Annotated in this window: 12 protein-coding genes; 7 read left to right on the top strand and 5 right to left on the bottom strand. The window is 56.9% G+C overall.

What is annotated here, in order from left to right; genetic code table 11:
* The first annotated feature begins 3 nt into the window (after positions 1-3).
* The 6 genes from mukF to AACV31_RS20630 all read left to right on the top strand — a co-directional run bounded on the left by mukF (position 4) and on the right by AACV31_RS20630 (position 9,829).
* Complete coding sequence (gene mukF / locus AACV31_RS20655; protein WP_007768838.1) at positions 4-1,326, top strand: chromosome partition protein MukF; 1,323 nt, start codon at positions 4-6, stop codon at positions 1,324-1,326.
* A complete protein-coding gene (gene mukE / locus AACV31_RS20650; protein ID WP_071820281.1) occupies positions 1,307-2,017 on the top strand; it encodes a chromosome partition protein MukE in 711 nt (236 codons plus the stop codon). Before mukF ends, mukE begins: the two co-directional genes overlap by 20 nt.
* The gene (gene mukB / locus AACV31_RS20645; protein WP_165153607.1) at positions 2,010-6,458 is read left to right on the top strand and encodes a chromosome partition protein MukB; all 4,449 of its coding nucleotides are present in this window, start codon (positions 2,010-2,012) and stop codon (positions 6,456-6,458) included. Before mukE ends, mukB begins: the two co-directional genes overlap by 8 nt.
* A gap of 154 nt (positions 6,459-6,612) precedes the next feature.
* The gene (ldtD, locus tag AACV31_RS20640) at positions 6,613-8,415 is read left to right on the top strand and encodes a L,D-transpeptidase (RefSeq protein WP_165153525.1); all 1,803 of its coding nucleotides are present in this window, start codon (positions 6,613-6,615) and stop codon (positions 8,413-8,415) included.
* A gap of 179 nt (positions 8,416-8,594) precedes the next feature.
* On the top strand, positions 8,595-9,143 hold the full coding sequence (locus AACV31_RS20635; RefSeq protein WP_032805302.1) for a YcbK family protein: 549 nt from the start codon (positions 8,595-8,597) through the stop codon (positions 9,141-9,143).
* Between the two features lie 38 nt (positions 9,144-9,181).
* Positions 9,182-9,829: an MBL fold metallo-hydrolase gene (locus AACV31_RS20630; protein WP_165153527.1), complete on the top strand. Its 648-nt coding sequence runs from the start codon at positions 9,182-9,184 to the stop codon at positions 9,827-9,829.
* 56 nt (positions 9,830-9,885) lie between these two features.
* Here the strand turns inward: AACV31_RS20630 and AACV31_RS20625 are convergent, their stop codons facing one another.
* From AACV31_RS20625 to AACV31_RS20605, 5 genes are all read right to left on the bottom strand, one after another.
* Positions 9,886-11,076 carry an amino acid aminotransferase gene (locus AACV31_RS20625; protein ID WP_165153529.1) on the bottom strand — a complete coding sequence of 397 codons (1,191 nt, stop codon included), beginning with the start codon at positions 11,074-11,076 and terminating at the stop codon, positions 9,886-9,888.
* A 185-nt stretch (positions 11,077-11,261) separates the two neighbouring features.
* Positions 11,262-12,419, bottom strand: a complete 1,158-nt coding sequence (locus AACV31_RS20620) for a porin (protein WP_105580971.1) — start codon at positions 12,417-12,419, stop codon at positions 11,262-11,264.
* Positions 12,420-12,950: 531 nt separating this feature from the next.
* Positions 12,951-14,351 carry an asparagine--tRNA ligase gene (gene asnS, locus AACV31_RS20615; RefSeq protein ID WP_007768855.1) on the bottom strand — a complete coding sequence of 467 codons (1,401 nt, stop codon included), beginning with the start codon at positions 14,349-14,351 and terminating at the stop codon, positions 12,951-12,953.
* Positions 14,352-14,517: 166 nt separating this feature from the next.
* Positions 14,518-15,720: a nicotinate phosphoribosyltransferase gene (gene pncB, locus AACV31_RS20610; RefSeq protein WP_105537986.1), complete on the bottom strand. Its 1,203-nt coding sequence runs from the start codon at positions 15,718-15,720 to the stop codon at positions 14,518-14,520.
* A 483-nt stretch (positions 15,721-16,203) separates the two neighbouring features.
* A complete protein-coding gene (locus tag AACV31_RS20605) occupies positions 16,204-16,815 on the bottom strand; it encodes a class I SAM-dependent methyltransferase (RefSeq protein WP_165153531.1) in 612 nt (203 codons plus the stop codon).
* Between the two features lie 722 nt (positions 16,816-17,537).
* Between AACV31_RS20605 and pepN the strand changes: the two genes are divergently transcribed.
* Positions 17,538-20,150, top strand: a complete 2,613-nt coding sequence (gene pepN, locus AACV31_RS20600) for an aminopeptidase N (RefSeq protein ID WP_165153533.1) — start codon at positions 17,538-17,540, stop codon at positions 20,148-20,150.
* Positions 20,151-20,199: the final 49 nt, after the last annotated feature.

Genomic DNA, 20,199 nt, shown 5'->3' with positions numbered 1-20,199 from the left:
ACTATGAGTACTTTTTCCCAGACAGTCCCTGAACTGGTTGCCTGGGCCAGGAAAAACGATTTTTCGATCCAGCTTCCGGTAGACAGGCTGGCTTTTTTGCTGGCTATCGCCACGCTAAACGGCGAAAGGCTGGATGGCGAAATGAGCGAAGGGGAGCTGGTGGACGCGTTTCGCCACGTCAGCGACGCCTTCGAACAATCCACCGAAACCGTCGCTCAGCGCGCCAACAACGCTATCAACGATATGGTGCGCCAGCGTCTGATTAACCGCTTTACCAGCGAGCAGGCGGAAGGCAACGCGATTTACCGCCTGACGCCGCTGGGTATCGGCATCACTGATTACTATATCCGTCAGCGCGAATTCTCCACGCTGCGCCTGTCGATGCAGTTGTCCATCGTGGCAAGCGAGCTTAAGCGCGCCGCAGACGCCGCGCAGGAAGGGGGCGACGAATTCCACTGGCACCGCAACGTTTACGCGCCGCTGAAATACTCTGTTGCGGAAATTTTCGACAGTATTGATCTCACCCAGCGCATTATGGACGAGCAGCAACAGCTGGTGAAAGACGATATCGCCCAGTTGCTGAATAAGGACTGGCGCGCGGCGATCTCCAGCTGCGAACTGCTGCTCTCAGAGACCTCCGGCACGCTGCGTGAGCTCCAGGATACGCTGGAGGCGGCGGGCGACAAGCTGCAGGCCAACCTGCTGCAAATCCAGGAAGCGACGCTGGGCCGCGACGATCTCCATTTCGTCGACCGCCTGACGTATGACCTGCAAAGCAAGCTGGACCGCATTATCAGCTGGGGCCAGCAGGCGATTGACCTGTGGATTGGCTACGACCGCCACGTCCATAAATTTATCCGTACCGCTATCGATATGGATAAAAACCGCGTCTTCGCCCAGCGTTTGCGCCAGTCGGTGCAGAACTATTTCGATGCGCCCTGGGCGCTTACCTACGCCAGCGCCGATCGCCTGCTCGATATGCGCGATGAAGAGATGACGCTGCGCGACGAAGAAGTGACCGGCGAACTGCCGCCGGATCTGGAGTTTGAAGAGTTTAACGAGATCCGCGAACAACTGGCGGCGATGATTGAGGCCCAACTCAACGTCTACCGGGAGCGTCAGCAGCCGCTCGACCTGAGCGTCGTGATGCGCGATTACCTGGCCCAGTTCCCGCGAGCCCGCCACTTTGACGTGGCGCGTATCGTGGTAGACCAGGCGGTGCGTCTGGGCGTCGCTGAAGCGGACTTTACCGGCCTGCCAGCTAAATGGCAGCCCATTAATGATCATGGAGCCAAGGTACAGGCGAATGTCATCGACAAATATTGAACACGTGATGCCCGTCAAGCTGGCGCTGGCGCTCGCGAATCCGCTGTTTCCGGCGCTCGACAGCCAGCTGCGCGCCGGGCGTCACATTGGCCTGGACGAGCTGGATAATCACGCTTTTCTGATGGATTACCAGGGCGAACTGGAAGAGTTTTACAGCCGCTATAACGTGGAGCTTATCCGCGCGCCGGAAGGTTTTTTCTATCTGCGCCCACGCTCCACCACGCTTATCCCGCGCTCGGTGCTGTCTGAGCTGGATATGATGGTGGGTAAAATCCTCTGTTATCTCTACCTGAGCCCGGAGCGGCTGGCGAACGAAGGGATCTTCACCCAGCAGGAGCTCTATGACGAGCTGATGGCGCTGGCGGACGAAACCAAACTGCTCAAGCTTGTGAATAACCGCTCAACCGGCTCCGATCTCGATCGTCAGAAGCTGCAGGAAAAAGTGCGCGCTTCGTTAAGCCGCCTGCGCCGTCTGGGCATGGTCTGGTTTATGGGGCATGACAGCAGCAAATTCCGCATCACCGAGTCGGTGTTTCGCTTCGGCGCTGACGTGCGCGCCGGCGACGATCCGCGCGACGCGCAGCTGCGCATGATCCGCGACGGCGAAGCGATGCCGGTGGAAAGCCACCTGCAGCTCAATGATGAGAACGACGATACCCAGCAGGATAACGCGGAGGATGACAATGATTGAACGCGGTAAGTTTCGCTCGCTAACGCTTATCAACTGGAACGGCTTTTTTGCCCGCACGTTTGATCTCGACGAGCTGGTCACCACGCTTTCCGGCGGTAACGGCGCCGGTAAATCAACCACGATGGCGGCGTTCGTCACGGCGCTTATTCCTGACCTGACGCTGCTGCATTTCCGTAACACCACCGAGGCGGGCGCCACCAGCGGCTCGCGTGATAAAGGCCTGCACGGCAAGCTGAAAGCGGGTGTCTGTTATTCGGTGCTGGATGTCGTCAATTCGCGCCATCAGCGCGTGCTGGTGGGCGTACGTCTGCAGCAGGTCGCCGGGCGCGACCGTAAAGTGGACATCAAACCGTTCGCCATTCAGGGCCTGCCGAGCGCGATGCTGCCCACACAGCTGCTGACGGAAACCCTGAACGATCGTCAGGCGCGCGTGCTGAGCCTCAACGAGCTGAAAGATAAAATCGACGCGATGGAAGGGGTGCAGCTTAAGCAGTTCAACTCCATCACCGATTACCATTCATTAATGTTCGATCTGGGCGTGGTGGCGCGTCGTCTGCGTTCGGCGTCCGATCGCAGCAAATATTATCGCCTGATTGAAGCCTCGCTGTACGGCGGGATCTCCAGCGCCATCACCCGCTCGCTGCGCGACTATCTGCTGCCGGAAAACGGCGGCGTGCGTAAAGCGTTCCAGGATATGGAAGCGGCGCTGCGCGAAAACCGCATGACGCTTGAGGCGATCCGCGTGACCCAGTCGGACCGCGATCTCTTCAAACACCTGATTTCCGAAGCCACCAACTACGTGGCGGCGGATTACATGCGCCACGCCAATGAGCGTCGTATTCATCTCGACCAGGCGCTTGAGCTGCGCCGCGAGCTGTTCAGCAGCCGCAAGCAGCTTGCCGCCGAGCAATATAAGCATGTCGATATGGCGCGCGAGCTCTCCGAGCACGCCGGTGCGGAAGGCGATCTCGAAACCGATTATCAGGCGGCGAGCGATCACCTGAATCTGGTGCAGACCGCACTGCGTCAGCAGGAGAAAATCGAGCGCTACGAGGCCGATCTCGAAGAGCTGCAGATTCGCCTTGAAGAACAGAGCGAAGTCGTCGCGGAAGCGGTCGAGCAGCAGGAAGAGAACGAGGCCCGCGCCGAAGCCGCCGAGCTTGAAGTGGACGAGCTGAAAAACCAGCTTGCCGACTATCAGCAGGCGCTCGATGTACAGCAGACCCGCGCCATTCAGTATCAGCAGGCGCTCACCGCGCTGGAGCGCGCGCGCGAGTTGTGCCATCTGCCGGATCTGAGCGCGGAAAGCGCCGACGAATGGCTGGATACCTTCCAGGCCAAAGAGCAGGAAGCCACCGAACGGTTGCTGTCGCTTGAGCAGAAAATGAGCGTCGCGCAGACCGCGCACAGCCAGTTCGAGCAGGCTTATCAGCTGGTCGCCAGCATTAACGGCCCGGTGAGCCGCGCAGAGGCGTGGGACGTGGCGCGCGAACTGCTGCGCGACGCCAGCCAGCAGCGCCATCTGGCCGAACAGGTGCAGCCGCTGCGTATGCGGCTGTCTGAGCTGGAGCAGCGTCTGCGCGAACAGCAGGACGCCGAACGCCTGCTGGCCGAATTCTGTAAGCGTCAGGGTAAAGAGTACGATCCGGAAGAACTCGAAGCGCTGAACGATGAACTGGAAGCGCGCATCGCGGCGCTCTCCGACAGCGTCTCGCAGGCGGGCGAACAGCGCATGACGCTGCGCCAGGAGCTGGAGCAGATCCAGAGCCGCGTTAAAACACTCACCAGTCATGCGCCAGCCTGGCTTGCGGCGCAAAACAGCCTCAACCAGATTAGCGAGCAGGGCGGCGAGACGTTTGAGTCCGGCCAGCAGGTCACCGAATTTCTCCAGCAGTTGCTGGAGCGCGAGCGCGAGGCCATCGTTGAACGTGACGAAGTGGGCGCGCGCAAGCGTACGGTCGATGAAGAGATTGAACGCTTAAGCCAGCCGGGCGGCGCCGAAGATGCGCGCCTGAATGCACTGGCGGAGCGTTTCGGCGGCGTGCTGCTCTCTGAAATTTATGACGATGTGTCGTTCGATGACGCGCCGTACTTCTCCGCGCTCTACGGCCCGTCGCGTCACGCGATTGTGGTGCCGGATTTGTCCCGCGTGCGCGATCTGCTCGACGGCCTCGAAGAGTGCCCGGAAGATCTCTATCTGATCGAAGGGGATCCGCAGTCCTTCGATGACAGCGTCTTCAGCGTCGAAGAGCTGGAAAAAGCGGTGGTGGTGAAAGTGGCCGAGCGCCAGTGGCGCTACTCCCGATTCCCGTCGGTGCCGCTGTTTGGCCGCGCCGCGCGCGAAAGCCGCATCGAGAGCCTGCATGCCGAGCGCGAAGCGCTGTCTGAGCGCTACGCGACGCTCTCATTCGACGTACAGAAAACGCAGCGCCTGCACCAGGCGTTCAGCCGCTTTGTCGGCCAGCATCTCGCCGTTGCGTTTGAGGCGGATCCGGAAGCGGAAATCCGTAAGCTCAACACGCGCCGCAGCGAAATCGAACGTGCGATTAGCCAGCACGAAAACGACAACCAGCAGCAACGCGTGCAGTTTGAACAGGCGAAAGAGGGCGTGGCCCAGCTTAACCGCCTGCTGCCGCGCCTGAGCCTGCTGGCCGATGACAGCCTGGCCGACCGCGTGGAGGAGATTCAGGAACGTCTGGCGGAAGCCCAGGACGCCGCGCGCTTCTTCTCCCAGCATGGCAATGCGCTGGCGAAACTTGAGCCGATGGCGTCTGTATTGCAGAGCGATCCTGAGCAGTTCGATCAGCTGAAACAGGATTACGAACAGGCGCGCCAGACCCAGCGCGACGCCCGTCAGCAGGCCTTTGCGCTGAGCGAAGTGGTGCAGCGTCGCGCGCACTTCAGCTACAGCGATTCGGCGCAGATGCTTAACGGCAACACCGATCTCAATGAGAAGCTGCGCCAGCGTCTGGAGCAGGCGGAAGGCGAGCGTACCCGCGCCCGCGAAGCGCTGCGCACCCATGCCGCGAAGCTCAGCCAGTATCATCAGGTGCTGGCGTCGCTGAAAAGCTCCTTCGACACCAAGAAAGAGCTGCTGGGCGATCTGCAACGTGAACTGCAGGATATCGGCGTGCGCGCCGATGCCGGGGCTGAAGAGCGCGCGCGTCAGCGTCGCGACGAACTGCATATGCGCCTCAGCAATAACCGTTCTCGCCGCAATCAGCTGGAGAAACAGCTGACGCTGTGCGAAGCGGAGATGGATAACCTGACCCGCAGCCTGAAGCGCCTTGAGCGTAACTACCACGAGATGCGCGAGCAGGTCGTCAGCGCGAAAGCGGGCTGGTGCGCGGTGATGCGTATGGTGAAAGACAACGGAGTGGAGCGCCGCCTGCACCGTCGCGAGCTGGCGTATCACTCCGGCGACGATCTGCGTTCGATGTCGGATAAAGCCCTCGGCGCGCTGCGTCTGGCCGTGGCGGATAACGAGCACCTGCGCGACGTGCTGCGCCTGTCCGAAGATCCGAAACGTCCGGAGCGTAAAATCCAGTTCTTCGTGGCGGTTTATCAGCATCTGCGCGAGCGTATCCGCCAGGATATTATCCGCACCGACGATCCGGTCGAGGCGATTGAACAGATGGAAATTGAGCTTGGCCGTCTGACGGAAGAGCTCACCTCACGCGAACAGAAGCTTGCCATCAGCTCCCGCAGCGTGGCGAACATTATTCGCAAGACGATCCAGCGCGAGCAGAACCGTATCCGCATGCTCAACCAGGGCCTGCAAAGCGTGTCGTTCGGCCAGGTCAACAGCGTGCGCCTCAACGTCAACGTGCGTGAAAGCCATGCGACCCTGCTGGAAGTGCTCGCCGAGCAGCATGAGCAGCATCAGGACTTGTTTAACAGCAACCGCCTGACGTTCTCGGAAGCCTTGGCGAAACTCTGGCAACGCCTGAATCCGCAGATCGACATGGGCCAGCGCACCGCGCAGACCATCGGCGAAGAGCTGCTCGACTACCGTAACTATCTGGAGATGGAAGTTGAGGTCAACCGCGGCTCTGATGGCTGGTTGCGCGCGGAAAGCGGCGCGCTCTCGACCGGTGAGGCGATCGGGACCGGGATGTCGATCCTGGTGATGGTGGTGCAGAGCTGGGAAGATGAGTCGAGCCGTCTGCGCGGTAAAGATATTTCGCCATGCCGTCTGCTGTTCCTCGACGAAGCGGCGCGTCTTGACGCCCGTTCCATCGCCACGCTGTTTGAGCTCTGCGAACGTTTACAGATGCAGCTCATCATCGCGGCGCCGGAAAACATCAGCCCGGAAAAAGGCACGACCTACAAGCTGGTGCGTAAAGTCTTCCAGAACCATGAGCATGTGCATGTGGTTGGCCTGCGCGGCTTTGCCGCTCCGCCGGTTGAGGCCTTGCCGGGCGCGGCGGAAGTGTCGTAACGTCATCACCTAAAAGAGCGGGCTTCGGCCCGCTTTCTTTTTGGCCGGTAAATCTTTAAACTTCTTTACATTCGGTCAGGCAAATGGTTTTTTCTCTTTATATACTCACAATAAGCCTGAGTGCCGAACTATTCTGAAAAACAGGGGGCAAGGGATGGTGCTTAATATGCATGGTTTTCGACGGTCAGCGCTGAGTTTGTGCCTGGCTCTCAGTATCGCTCCACTGTTTAACGCGTATGCCGACGAACCAGAACTGATCACCACTGACAGCGTCACGACGCTCAGCGCGCAGCCGTTGGCGCTGTCGCCGGGCATGGTGTTCCTCGCAGCGAATGCGGCGCCCGATGCCGCAAGCCGCCTCGCGAGCGTGCGTACGCAGTTACAGGCGGCGCTGCCGGCGGGCTTTACGCCTGTGTATATGAACGCGCTGGTAGGGCTTTACGCTGCGCGCGATCTTAAACCGATGTGGGAGAACCGCGACGCGGTACAGGCCTTCCAGCAGCAGCTCGCGGAAGTGGCGCTGGCCGGTTTCCAGCCGCAGTTTACCGCCTGGGTGGAACAGCTTACTGATCCTGCCGTCACCGGGCTCGCGCGCGATATCGTGCTGAGCGACGCGATGGTCGGGTATCTGCAGTTTATTTCCGGTATCCCAAGCCAGGGCAACCGCTGGCTCTACAGCGAAAAACCGTACAAACCGGAAATGCCCGCGCTGAACGTGCTTAACCAGTGGCAGGTCGCGCTGGATAATGGCTCGGTACCGGCGTTCGTGCGTTCGCTGGCGCCTGTGCACCCGCACTATGCCGCGATGCACGCCTCGCTGTTGCAACTGGTGGCGGATACCCGCCCGTGGCCGCAGATGACCGGCAAAGAAAAATTGCGCCCTGGTCAGTGGAGCAGCGATGTTCCGGCCCTGAAAGAGATTTTACAGCGCACCGGGATGCTGGACGGCGGCCCGGATATTGTGCTGCCGGGCGATAACAACGGCGTCGTAAGCCCGTCCGCGGCTCCGCAATCCGCAAGCCAGACCAGCACGCCAAAACCGGCGCGCGCTGTCTACGATAAAGACCTCGTCGCGGCGGTGAAACGTTTTCAGAAGTGGCAGGGGCTGGGCGCCGATGGCGTGATTGGTCAGTCGACGCGCGACTGGCTGAACGTGACGCCCGCGCAGCGCGCCGCGCTGCTGGCGCTCAATATCCAGCGTCTGCGCCTGCTGCCTGGCAAACTCAGCACCGGCATTATGGTGAATATTCCCGAGTATTCGCTGGTTTATTACCAGAACGGGAACCCGGTGCTGGCGTCGCGCGTGATTGTCGGCAGGCCCGATCGTAAAACGCCGCTGATGAGCAGCGCGCTCAATAACGTGGTGGTGAACCCGCCGTGGAATGTGCCGCCGACGCTGGCGCGCAAAGATATTCTGCCGAAAGTCTGGAATGACCCGGGGTATCTGGAAAGCCACGGCTATACAGTGCTGAACGGCTGGGGGGGCAACGCTGACGTGGTGGATCCGTGGATGGTGGACTGGGCGACGATCACGCCGTCTAACCTGCCTTTCCGTTTCCAGCAGGCGCCTGGCGCGCATAACTCGCTGGGGCGGTATAAGTTCAATATGCCAAGCTCTGACGCTATCTATCTGCACGATACGCCGAACCACAATCTCTTCCAGCGTGATTCCCGGGCGCTCAGCTCCGGCTGCGTGCGTGTGAATAAGGCGTCTGAATTGGCTAATATGCTGCTGCAGGATGCAGGCTGGAACGATTCGCGTATTTCGCAGACGCTGAAAGAGGGGAATACGCGTTATGTGAATATTCCGCAGACCATTCCGGTGAACCTCTATTATCTGACCGCCTTTATCGGTGAAGACGGGCGTCCGCAATATCGTACAGATATTTACAATTACGATCACACCGCGCGATCGGGCGCACAAATCCTCCCAAAAGTGGAACAACTCATCCGCTAACAGGTTTAATTCCGCGGACTTAACCTGCTCAATGTGAAGCGAAAACGGGCCAAACGTAAAAAAAGGCCCGTTATTCGCGGCTTTGACCTGTATTGACTCCCCCCCGGCTGGCGGTTAAGGTGCCACTCGTGCGCCAGAAGTGCATAGTTATTGTTCATTTGATTGTAGACCTGAATATCATGGATAAAATTGACGCTCATCGCCGCAAACTGCTGGCGTTCGGCGGCGCCGCTTTAGGCGCTGCGATACTGCCCACGCCTGCATTTGCAACCCTGTCGACGCCACGACCGCGTATTCTTACGCTCAATAATTTACATACTGGCGAATCCATTAAGGCCGAGTTTTTTGATGGCCGGGGCTATATTCAGGATGAATTAGCAAAGCTAAACCATTTCTTTCGTGATTACCGGGCAAATAAGGTAAAAGCGATTGACCCCCGATTATTCGATCAGCTTTTCCGTTTGCAGGGGCTGCTCGGCACCCGTAAACCGGTACAGTTGATTTCCGGCTATCGCTCCGTTGATACCAATAACGAATTGCGATCCAAAAGCCGCGGCGTGGCGAAGCACAGCTACCACACCAAAGGCCAGGCCATGGATTTTCATATCGAAGGCATTTCGTTAAGCAATATTCGCAAAGCGGCGTTATCTCTGCGCGCCGGTGGTGTAGGATACTACCCCAGCAGTAACTTTGTGCATATTGATACCGGGCCGCTAAGGCACTGGTAATTAACGACCCCGGCAGCGTGCCGGGTAAAAGGAGCGGTATGAACTATCATATTATTCCGGTAACGGCGTTCGCCCAGAACTGCTCGTTAATCTGGTGTGAGGGGACGCGACAGGCGGCGCTGGTAGATCCCGGCGGCGATGCGCAGCGTATCAAGGAAGAAGTCGCCCGGATGGGCGTGACGCTGCAGCAGATCCTGTTGACGCATGGTCATCTCGACCATGTCGGCGCGGCGGCGGAGCTTGCGGCGCACTACGGCATCCCCATTATCGGCCCGGAAAAAGAAGATGAGTTCTGGCTGCAGGGCCTGCCTGCGCAAAGCCGCATGTTTGGCCTTGATGAGTGCCAGCCGCTCACGCCGGATCGCTGGCTTAATGAAGGCGATACGGTGAATGTCGGCAATATAACGCTTGCCGTGCTGCACTGTCCTGGTCATACGCCGGGCCATATCGTCTTTTTCGACGCGCAGTCCCGTCTGCTGGTTTCCGGCGACGTGATATTTAAAGGCGGGGTGGGGCGCAGCGATTTCCCGCGCGGCGATCACAGCCAGCTTATCGACGCCATCAAGCGTAAGCTGCTGCCGCTCGGCGATGACGTCACTTTTATTCCCGGCCACGGCCCGATGTCAACGCTCGGTCACGAGCGCCTGCACAATCCTTTCCTGCAGGATGAAATGCCGGTCTGGTAATGTCTTGCCAATAAAAAAGGGCCGCACAGTGCGGCCCTTTTGTTTTTACGTCGTCATTACAGCACAGCGACGATAGCTTCGCACAGCGGCGCCATGTTATCCGGCGTCATGCCCGCCACGTTCACACGTCCGGACGCCACCGCATACACGCCAAACTCTTCACGCAGACGCAGCACCTGCTCTTTGGTCAGGCCGCTGAACGAGAACATGCCGTTCTGTTTGGTGATAAAGCTGAAATCGCGGTTTGCGCCTTTCTCCGCCAGCGTGTTCACAAACAGCTGACGCATACGCTGGATGCGCTGGCGCATGTCGGTCAGCTCCTGCTCCCACATGGTGCGCAGGGCCTCGTTGCTGAGAATGGTCGCCACGACCGACGCGCCGTGTGCCGGGGGGTTGGAGTAGTTGGCGCGAATGCAGGATTTCATCTGGCTGAACGCGCGGTCTGCGGCGTCGGCTTCTGCCGCCACCAGCGTACAGGCGCCGACGCGCTCGTTGTACAGGCCGAAGTTTTTGGAGTAAGAGCTCGCGACGATAAGTTCTTTATGCAGAGCGGCAAACGCGCGCAGGCCTTCAGCATCTTCTTCCAGACCGCGGGCAAAGCCCTGGTAGGCGAAGTCAAACAGCGGCAGCCAGCCTTTTTCGACAGACAGCTTCGCCAGCTGTTCCCACTGATCCAGCGTCGGGTCAATGCCGGTCGGGTTATGGCAGCAGCCGTGGAACAGCACCACGTCACCCGCCTGCGCTTCCTGCAGGCTGCTTAACAGGCCGTCGAAATCGAGCGTATGGTTCGCGGCGTCATAGTAAGCGTATTCACGCACTTCCAGCCCGGCGGAATTGAACACGCCTTTATGGTTCGGCCAGCTCGGGTTAGAGACCCAGACGCGTTTGACGTCGGTATTTTTGGCGAGGAAATCCGCCGCGACACGCAGCGCGCCGGTGCCGCCTGGGGTCTGCGCCGTGCGGGCGCGGTTATCGCTAATAATATGGCTGCCTTTACCGAACAGCAGTTCCTGCGTGCAGCGGCCGAATTCGGGAATACCGTCAATGCCGAGGTAGTTTTTGGTGGTTTCATTTTCCAGCAGATATTGTTCTGCTTTTTTAACGCTGGTCAGAACCGGGGTCTTACCGGTTTCATCCTTGTAAACACCAATGCCTAAGTTAATTTTGGTTGGGCGATCGTCGGCACGAAACAGATCGGCCAGGCCAAGGATCGGGTCGGCTGGGGCGGCGGTAATGTTCTCAAACATGACGAGGTTCCATTGTGATTTCAGAAGGGAAATTCGCTATCAGGTTAACGGGAGATTTACAAAATGCCAACCGTTTGCCCGGAAAAGTTATGTGGATCGCAAAAGTTGGCAGAATTTTCTTTTACGCATAAAAAAACAGGGCCGAAGCCCTGTTTTTTCGCTATCAGACAACACGGTTGTGCTGATTAGAACTGGTAGGTCGCAGCCAGTGCAACCTGGTCGTCACGACCGTTAACGATACCCACGTTACGAGCGTAAGCGTCGTCGTCGATCAGGTTGATCTGGTAGTCAACGTATACGTTGAAGTTTTTGTTGAAGTAGTAGTAAGCACCAACTTCAACATATTTCTGCAGGTCAGCATCGCCGCCAGAGAACTTGCCATTGTACGATGCAGCCAGATCTTTACCTTTGGACTGCACGTAAGAGATGGACGGGCGCAGACCGAAATCGAACTGGTACTGAGCGATCGCTTCAAAGTTCTGAGTTTTGTTGGCGAAGGTGTTATCAGCTTCGCGGGTCATGTTGCGGGTCTCTGCATACACGGTTGCCAGATATACGTTGTTAGCATCGTATTTAGCGCCAACCGCCCAGGCTTCTGCATCACCGCCACGCGCGCTGCCGCGAGTACCAATGACTCTGTCTTGTGAATCTTTAACTTCGTGAATCAGATTTTCCTGACGAGTGGTGCGGTCAGCATTGCTGTAAGCACCAATAACGCTGAAGCCTTCGCCAAAATCGTAACCCAGTGAGTAACCAACGCCATCGCCGTTAGAAGTGGCAGCGTTATCACGGTCGTTTTTACCCTGATACTGGATACCAAAGTTCAGACCATCAGCCAGGCCGAAGAAGCCAGTGTTACGGTAGGTCAGAACGCCAGTGGTACGGCCGGTCATGAAGTTATCAGAATAGTTAGCCCAGGTCATACCGGAGTAAGACGGTGCCATATCGGTGTAAGATTCAACATCGTAAACGATACCGTAATTACGGCCGTAATCGATGGAGCCCGCGTCCGCAATTTTCAGACCAGCAAAGGCCAGACGGGTACGGTTAGAGTTATTTTCACCCTGCTCAGATTCAGCGCTGCTTGCATAGGCACGGTATTCCCACTGGCCGTAACCGGTCAGCTGATCGTTGATCTGAGTTTCACCTTTGAAGCCCAGCTGCGCATAGGTGGCGTCGCCGTTGCTGGTGTTATCGCCTGAAGTCACGAAATCGTGTTCAGCAGTAACTTTTCCGTAAAGATCCAGTTTGTTGCCGTTTTTGTTATAGATTTCAGCAGCGTTTGCTGCACCGGCTACCAGCAGGGCAGGGATAACCACTGCCAGGATATTGCGCTTCATCATTATTTATTACCCTCATTGGTTTTTTTGAACACCTGCCACTGCCGTCAATAATTCATTACGGAACTATTGATGAGAGTTTGGTGTCTTTCTGTGTCTGTCTGGCATCTTTCCATTCATATAATCGTTTCGCTACCCTGAAAGTGCTACAAATGTCTAAATCGAGTAACAAAAAGAAATATTGTGTAAGAATTTATTAATGGAAGGGAACTTTGTGAGAGACCTCAAATTTATTACTTAGGTGAATAAATTTTGCTCATTCCTTTCTTATATATATGAAAAACTTATCATTAATTTAGATAAGACGCATTTTTATACAATTGTAAGCAACAGCTGTTTTTTTCAGGATGGGACGGATGGAAGTCCAGAAGTCTGTGGAAGTTGTGTGCAAATATGCTATAGCGAAGCGGCGTCAAAAAAGCCATTAGATAATTGATGAATTTTTACGCACGGCAAGATTCATCGAAACCGTAATAAAAAATGAACAATAAGAGGCTGACAGAAAAAAGGGCCAGCAAGCTGGCCCTCTGAGGATTAGAAGTTCGCGTTGCGCGGAGTACGCGGGAAGGGGATAACGTCACGCACGTTCTGAACGCCGGTTACGTAGGCGATCAGACGTTCAAAGCCGAGACCAAAACCGGCGTGCGGCACGGTGCCGTAACGGCGCAGATCGCGATACCACCAGTAGTCTTCTTTATTAAGGCCCATTTCTTCCATGCGCGCATCCAGCACGTCGAGACGCTCTTCACGCTGGGAGCCGCCGATGATTTCACCGATGCCCGGCGCGAGGACGTCCATCGCGGCCACGGTTTTGCCATCTTCGTTAAGGCGCATATAGAACGCCTTGATGTCTTTCGGGTAGTTTTTCACCACCACCGGCGCTTTGAAGTGTTTCTCGGCGAGATAACGTTCATGCTCGGACGCCAGATCAACGCCCCAGTAAACCGGGTTCTCGAATTTCTCGCCGCATTTCTCAAGAATGGCGACCGCGTCGGTGTAGTCCACCTGCGCGAAGTCTGCGGAGATGAAACGCTCCAGACGGTCGATGGCTTCTTTATCCACACGCTCGGCGAAGAACTTCATGTCGTCCATGCGTTCATCCAGCACCGCTTTGAAGACATATTTCAGCATCGCTTCCGCGAGGCCTGCCACGTCGTTCAGGTTGGCGAACGCCACTTCCGGCTCCAGCATCCAGAACTCCGCCAGGTGGCGGCTGGTGTTGGAGTTTTCAGCGCGGAAGGTCGGGCCGAAGGTATAGACTTTCGACAGCGCGCAGGCGTAGGTTTCGCCGTTCAGCTGACCGGAAACGGTCAGGAACGCTTCTTTGCCGAAAAAGTCTTTATCGAAATCGATTTTGCCCTGATCGTCGCGCGGCAGGTTTTCCAGATCCAGCGTCGACACGCGGAACATTTCACCCGCGCCTTCGGTATCAGACGCGGTGATAAGCGGCGTGGAGACCCAGAAGAAGCCCTGCTCGTGGAAGAAACGGTGCAGCGCCTGCGCCAGCGTGTGGCGTACGCGTGCCACGGCGCCAATCAGGTTGGTGCGCGGACGCAGATGCGCCACTTCACGCAGATACTCGATGCTGTGGCGCTTGGCCGCCATCGGGTAGGTATCCGGATCGTCCACCCAGCCGGTCACTTCAACCTGCGTTGCCTGCAGTTCGAAGCTCTGGCCTTCGCCCGGGGATTCAACCACCTTGCCGGTGACGATAACTGAGCAGCCCGTCGTGAGGTGCAAAACCTCTTCATTATAATTGGGCAGAGAATTATTAATGACAGCCTGTATCGGATCAAAGCAGGAACCGTCATAAACGGCGAGGAAGGAGATGCCAGCTTTTGAATCTCTTCGGGTACGCACCCACCCGCGCACGGTGACTTCACTGTCAACGGCAACGCGGCCCTGGAGTACGTCGGCTACAGGCACAACGCTCATAATTTTCTCTCTGGTTAATGGTCAAAAATAACATTTTCCACCCCGACGGGGGGATATCTATGTTACCTGGCATACGCCATCAGACAAGCAGAATTCGCGGTGCGGGAAAAAGAAATCGCAAAGGAGAGGGAAAAGCAGGGAGCGCGCGGCTCCCTTTGAGAAAACATCAGCTTGCTTTACGCACCTGAGGAAGATCGAAGGCTTTGCGCAGCGCGCGCACAAACGCCTTATCGTGACAAATCGTTTTGCCGGGGCTGTCGGAGAGCTTTGCCACCGGGCGACCGTTACACTCAACGAGCTTAATCACGATGTTGAGCGGCTTCACGTGTGGGATATCGCAGGTCAGACGGGTGCCGATGCCAAAGCCCAGCTTCACACGATCGGCAAAGTGGCGATAGAGCTCAATCGCTTTCGCGAAATCGAGGTTATCGGAGAAAATGAGTGTTTTGCTGAGCGGATCGATGCCGAGCTGCTGATAGTGCGCGATGGCTTTCTCGCCCCACTGCACCGGGTCGCCGGAGTCGTGGCGCAGGCCCTGATAACGGCCCGCGAATTCCGGGCCGAAATCGCGCAGAAAGGCGTCCATCGTAATGCAGTCGGTCAGCGCAATGCCGAGCATATCCGGGTATTCGTCAAGCCACGCCTGCAATGCCGCAATCTGGCTGTTGGCGAGATCCGGGCTGATTTGCTGATGCGCCTGGAACCATTCATGCGCCTGCGTGCCCATCGGCGTGAGAGAGAGACGGCGGGCGAGATCGTAGTTGCTGGTGCCGATAAACCACGGTTCCAGCTTAAGGCGTTCAACAATCGCCTGCTGAACATCGCGAGAGAAGCGGCGGCGGGTGCCGAAATCCATCAGACGGAAGGCGCTTAAATCCAGCCCGTCGGTCATGGCGCGGAAATCGTTCAGTTTTACGTCGAGATGCGCCAGCGCCTGATCGACGCTCGCCTCCGGGGTGCGGTAGCGGTGCACCAGCTCGCTGATTACGGCCAGCAGCGGCACTTCCCACATGATCACTTCGCGCCACGGGCCGCTTAAGCGGATGTCCAGTTTGCCGCCGTCGTTGCGGATCTGCACCTGCGTCGGATCATAACGGAACGTTTTCAGCCACTGCAGATAGTCGGCCCGGAAAAACGGCAGGCCGGAGAGCCACTGATACTCCGCGTCAGAGAGCGCCAGATGCTGCATGGCATCTACCTGTTCGCGAATCGCGTCAGCATAGATGCCCAGCAGATCGTCACCCCGGCAGCGAAATTCCGCTGCGACATGCACGTCATAATAGTGGTGAAAAACCGCCTGCTGCATATGCAGCTTATAGGCGTCCGTATCCAGCAGCGTTTGCAATAGGGGGGAAGCGTATTGTGTCATGGTGCGAACTGGCATCCTCTCACAGGCGCGTATCTATCAGTGGCATAAGCAGATAAAGACGCAGGAGTATACCCTGATTATCGGTTTATTGAAGCAGGATCACAACACAACCGACGAGGCGGGTCGAGGGCAATTTGTGCCGCATGTTACTTAAATGTAGCAACAGGCCCTGTAACACGGTGGATCCGACACGTGTTTCTCTCCTCCCGTTCCGCTTTTGGCATGAGTGGGGGCAAGCAGCCAGTTTTGGGTGGAGCATAGCGACCTGGCATTATGGTCTGGCTGAAAACGGGCCTTCCTGATATACGGGGATGGCAACGGGCAAACGGCCCCCTTACGGCTTCACCCTTTATCAACAGCGATTCCATCACCACTGATAAAAATGATGTTCAGGTTGCCTCGTTATTAATACATCAGCTATTGATGCCTCTGAAGGTATTATAATTTGATGACGCCTTGTGCTGGTAAAAATAATGCCCCTGGTCAGGTGTTATTTTTTGCCGCAAGCCATATGGTGCGGCCATTGCATTGTTTATCTTCAACAACATGCTCAATTAAATGAAAGTTATATTTTTGCATCAACGATTCGTATTCAAGGGACGACAGACTGGAGTGAGCAAGTGGTTCGCCTTGAAACTCGCCGATAGCTTCACCTTCTTCTGGCCCGGCATTGAACATCAGAGGCGCGCCCTCTTTTGTATAAGCAGAGAAAAGCGCAAATATCTTACGTTGATCGGCATGACATAAATGAAAAAAACTATCCCATGCAAGAAGGCCGTCAAACTGTATGTCCAGGCGCAGCTCCCGCATGTCGGCGACCCGCCAGGTTCCCTGAGGGAATTTTTCTTTGCATCGGGCAATCATAGACGGTGATGAGTCAACGCCAGTGACGTTAACTCCCTGACTAAGCAGGTATTCTGCAATCGGTGAGCCATTGCCACAACCCAGATCAAGAATATGCCCTTCCGGAGGAAGATGGCTTATGAATTTGTCCAGCCATACTTTTTCTGACAAATTCGTAGGGCGCATTTTGGCAAACGCGGAGGCATGTTTCTCATAAAGAGGAATGATGGCGCTGAAGGCTTTACTGTTCATAATCGCTTTTTATCGCTGTTATCAGAAAAATTCAAACAGAGGAATGCAGTGTAGCAAGCCCTCACAACGCGCGAACCTACTAAACATAGTTTTAAGTCATGTTGTCAAATTTCGGGTTTAATGCTACGGGTAATAATTGCGTCGCCTGCGCAACCAAGTCGATTGAATATTCAGAGGCGATCAATCATTCATAGTACAACGTGTAAATAAGACACTCTGGCATATAACGTGGATGCCTCAGACATGCCTGTATATATCACACCGCGGCGTTGCTTGCCTGTTAAGGCTCATAAGAGGACGGTGATAATGCTTTCTTAATACGGAGAAGAGAGATGGCACGATTTTCAGGTAAAAACAGCTATTTTTGCTTTCTGATGAAGCAGGCCATGTGACTGGCAGTCCGTGTGGGGGGATGGCGGCCTGCTCGCCTGTAATCAAAACAGTCGAATGCGCTAAGAAGGGGGGCCGAAACCGCACGGATGCGGCGAAGATCCTTATACATCACCACGGCGGTAGACTCCTGAGCTGTCACCACCAAACGGGCGCCCAGCGGTGTAAAGCCAAGCGTTCGAGATTTGCGCCGCGCGCCGCGAATAATGATGTTCAAAAAATGTAACAATCTGCGCGGTAGCCGCTGAAAAGTGAAAGATTCTGCGTGGCAACATTAACGCAACAGGAATAGACTGGAGTCGTAACCATACGGACCCTGGATAAGGTTTTTTATGACTCAACAGCCACAAGCAAAATACCGCCACGATTACCGTGCGCCGGATTACCTGATTACCGACATTGATCTGACCTTTGACCTCGACGCCGCCAGAACGCGGGTCACCGCTGTCAGTCAGATCAACCGCCGCGTGGCGGAAAACGCGCCGCTGCGTCTGGATGGCGAAGACCTTACCCTGATTTCGGTCGAGGTGGATGGACAGCCCTGGACGCATCACCGCCTGGAAGAGGGCGCGCTGGTGCTGGAAAACCTGCCGGAGCGCTTCACGCTTAAAATCGTCAACGACATCAACCCGACAGCGAACACCGCGCTGGAAGGCCTGTATCAGTCAGGCGAGGCGCTCTGCACCCAGTGCGAAGCTGAAGGGTTCCGTCATATCACCTGGTATCTGGACCGCCCGGACGTGCTGGCGCGCTTCACCACCAAAATCATCGCCGATAAAGCGAAATACCCCTATTTGCTCTCCAATGGCAACCGCATGGCGCAGGGCGAGCTGGACGATGGCCGCCACTGGATGCAGTGGGAAGATCCGTTCCCGAAACCGTGCTACCTGTTTGCGCTGGTGGCGGGCGATTTCGACGTGCTGCGCGATACCTTCACCACCCGTTCCGGCCGCGATGTGGCGCTGGAGCTCTATGTGGACCGCGGCAATCTGGACCGCGCCGGCTGGGCGATGACCTCGCTGAAAAACTCCATGAAGTGGGACGAAGAGCGCTTCGGCCTGGAGTACGATCTCGACATCTATATGATTGTCGCGGTGGATTTCTTCAACATGGGCGCGATGGAGAACAAAGGGCTTAACGTCTTCAACTCCAAATTCGTGCTGGCGCGCGCTGAAACCGCGACGGATAAAGACTATCTCAACATTGAGCGCGTTATCGGCCACGAATATTTCCACAACTGGACCGGCAACCGCGTCACCTGCCGCGACTGGTTCCAGTTGAGCCTGAAAGAGGGGCTGACGGTGTTCCGCGATCAGGAGTTCAGCTCCGATCTCGGCTCCCGCGCGGTCAACCGCATCAGCAACGTGCGTACCATGCGCGCGATGCAGTTCGCCGAAGACGCAAGCCCGATGGCGCACCCGATTCGCCCGGACATGGTCATCGAGATGAACAACTTCTACACCCTGACCGTGTATGAGAAGGGTTCCGAAGTGATCCGCATGCTGCATACGCTCCTTGGCGAAGCGAATTTCCAGAAAGGGATGCAGCTCTACTTCGAACGTCACGATGGTAGCGCCGCGACCTGCGACGATTTCGTACAGGCGATGGAAGACGCGTCGAATGTCGATCTCTCCCATTTCCGCCGCTGGTACAGCCAGTCCGGCACGCCGATTGTCACCGTGCAGGATGATTACAACCCGCAGACCGAGCAGTACACGCTGACATTAAGCCAGCGCACGCCGCCGACGGCGGACCAGCCGGAAAAACTGCCGCTGCATATTCCGTTCGATATCGAGCTGTATGACAACGAAGGCAAGGTTATCCCGCTGCAAAAAGACGGTCATCCGGTGCACCACGTGCTGAACCTGACGCAGGCGGAGCAGACGTTCGTCTTTGATAATGTTTACTTCCAGCCGGTGCCGTCGCTGCTGCGCGAATTCTCCGCACCGGTGAAGCTGGAATATAAATGGAGCGACCAGCAGTTAACGTTCCTGATGCGCCATGCGCGGAACGATTTCTCACGCTGGGATGCGGCGCAGAGCCTGCTCGCCACCCATATCAAGCTCAACGTCGCGCGCTACCAGCAGCAACAGCCGCTGTCGCTGCCGCTGCACGTGGCGGACGCCTTCCGCGCGATCCTGCTTGACGAGACCATCGATCCGGCGCTGGCGGCGGAGATCCTGACGCTGCCGTCGCAAAACGAAATCGCCGAGCTGTTCCAGACCATCGATCCGCAGGCCATCGCGGCGGTGCACGACGCGCTGACCCGCACGCTGGCGACCGAACTTGCCGATGTACTGCTGGCGGTCTACAACGCGCATAAACTTACCGGCTACCGTATCGATCACGCCGATATCGGCAAGCGCGCGCTGCGTAACACCTGCCTGCATTATCTGGCGTTTGGCGATGCGCAGCTGGCGGATAAACTGGTTTCAAACCAGTATCACGACGCGGACAACATGACCGACGCGCTGGCCGCGCTGGCGGCCGCCGTGGCGGCGCAACTGCCGTGCCGCGATACGCTGCTTGCCGAGTATGACGACAAGTGGCACCACGACGGTCTGGTAATGGATAAGTGGTTTATGTTGCAGGCGATGAGTCCGGCGAAAGCGGTGGTCAGCAATGTCCGCGCGCTGCTGGAGCACCGCGCTTTCACGCTGGGCAACCCGAACCGCGTGCGCGCGCTGGTGGGGGCGTTCGCCACCAACAACCCGGCGGCGTTCCATGCCGAGGATGGCAGCGGCTACCGTTTCCTGGTGGATATGCTGATTGAGCTCAACACCCGCAACCCGCAGGTGGCGTCGCGCTTGATTGAGCCGCTGATCCGCCTGAAGCGTTATGACGAAAAACGTCAGGCGCTGATGCGCGCGGCGCTGGAGGAGCTCAAAGCGCTGCCGAAGCTGTCCGGCGATCTGTACGAGAAAGTGAGCAAGGCGCTGGCGTGATGTGCTGACATGGGGCGGTGGGTGCGCTGCGCTTACCCACCCTACGGTG

Origin of the sequence: Cronobacter sp. EKM101R, assembly GCF_963888145.1 — a bacterium.
Lineage (GTDB): Bacteria > Pseudomonadota > Gammaproteobacteria > Enterobacterales > Enterobacteriaceae > Cronobacter > Cronobacter turicensis.
The sequence above is the reverse complement of the archived record's forward strand: the minus strand, read 5'-3'. Positions and strand labels throughout refer to the sequence as shown.

Bases quoted from the DNA above. Each gene is read 5' to 3' on its own strand.
- mukB (WP_165153607.1), top strand. From the start codon at position 2,010: ATGATTGAACGCGGTAAGTTTCGCTCGCTAACGCTTATCAACTGGAAC.
- mukE (WP_071820281.1), top strand. From the start codon at position 1,307: ATGTCATCGACAAATATTGAACACGTGATGCCCGTCAAGCTGGCGCTG.
- asnS (WP_007768855.1), bottom strand. From the start codon at position 14,351: ATGAGCGTTGTGCCTGTAGCCGACGTACTCCAGGGCCGCGTTGCCGTT.
- AACV31_RS20630 (WP_165153527.1), top strand. From the start codon at position 9,182: ATGAACTATCATATTATTCCGGTAACGGCGTTCGCCCAGAACTGCTCG.
- ldtD (WP_165153525.1), top strand. From the start codon at position 6,613: ATGGTGCTTAATATGCATGGTTTTCGACGGTCAGCGCTGAGTTTGTGC.
- AACV31_RS20605 (WP_165153531.1), bottom strand. From the start codon at position 16,815: ATGAACAGTAAAGCCTTCAGCGCCATCATTCCTCTTTATGAGAAACAT.
- AACV31_RS20635 (WP_032805302.1), top strand. From the start codon at position 8,595: ATGGATAAAATTGACGCTCATCGCCGCAAACTGCTGGCGTTCGGCGGC.
- pepN (WP_165153533.1), top strand. From the start codon at position 17,538: ATGACTCAACAGCCACAAGCAAAATACCGCCACGATTACCGTGCGCCG.
- AACV31_RS20620 (WP_105580971.1), bottom strand. From the start codon at position 12,419: ATGATGAAGCGCAATATCCTGGCAGTGGTTATCCCTGCCCTGCTGGTA.
- mukF (WP_007768838.1), top strand. From the start codon at position 4: ATGAGTACTTTTTCCCAGACAGTCCCTGAACTGGTTGCCTGGGCCAGG.
- pncB (WP_105537986.1), bottom strand. From the start codon at position 15,720: ATGACACAATACGCTTCCCCCCTATTGCAAACGCTGCTGGATACGGAC.
- AACV31_RS20625 (WP_165153529.1), bottom strand. From the start codon at position 11,076: ATGTTTGAGAACATTACCGCCGCCCCAGCCGACCCGATCCTTGGCCTG.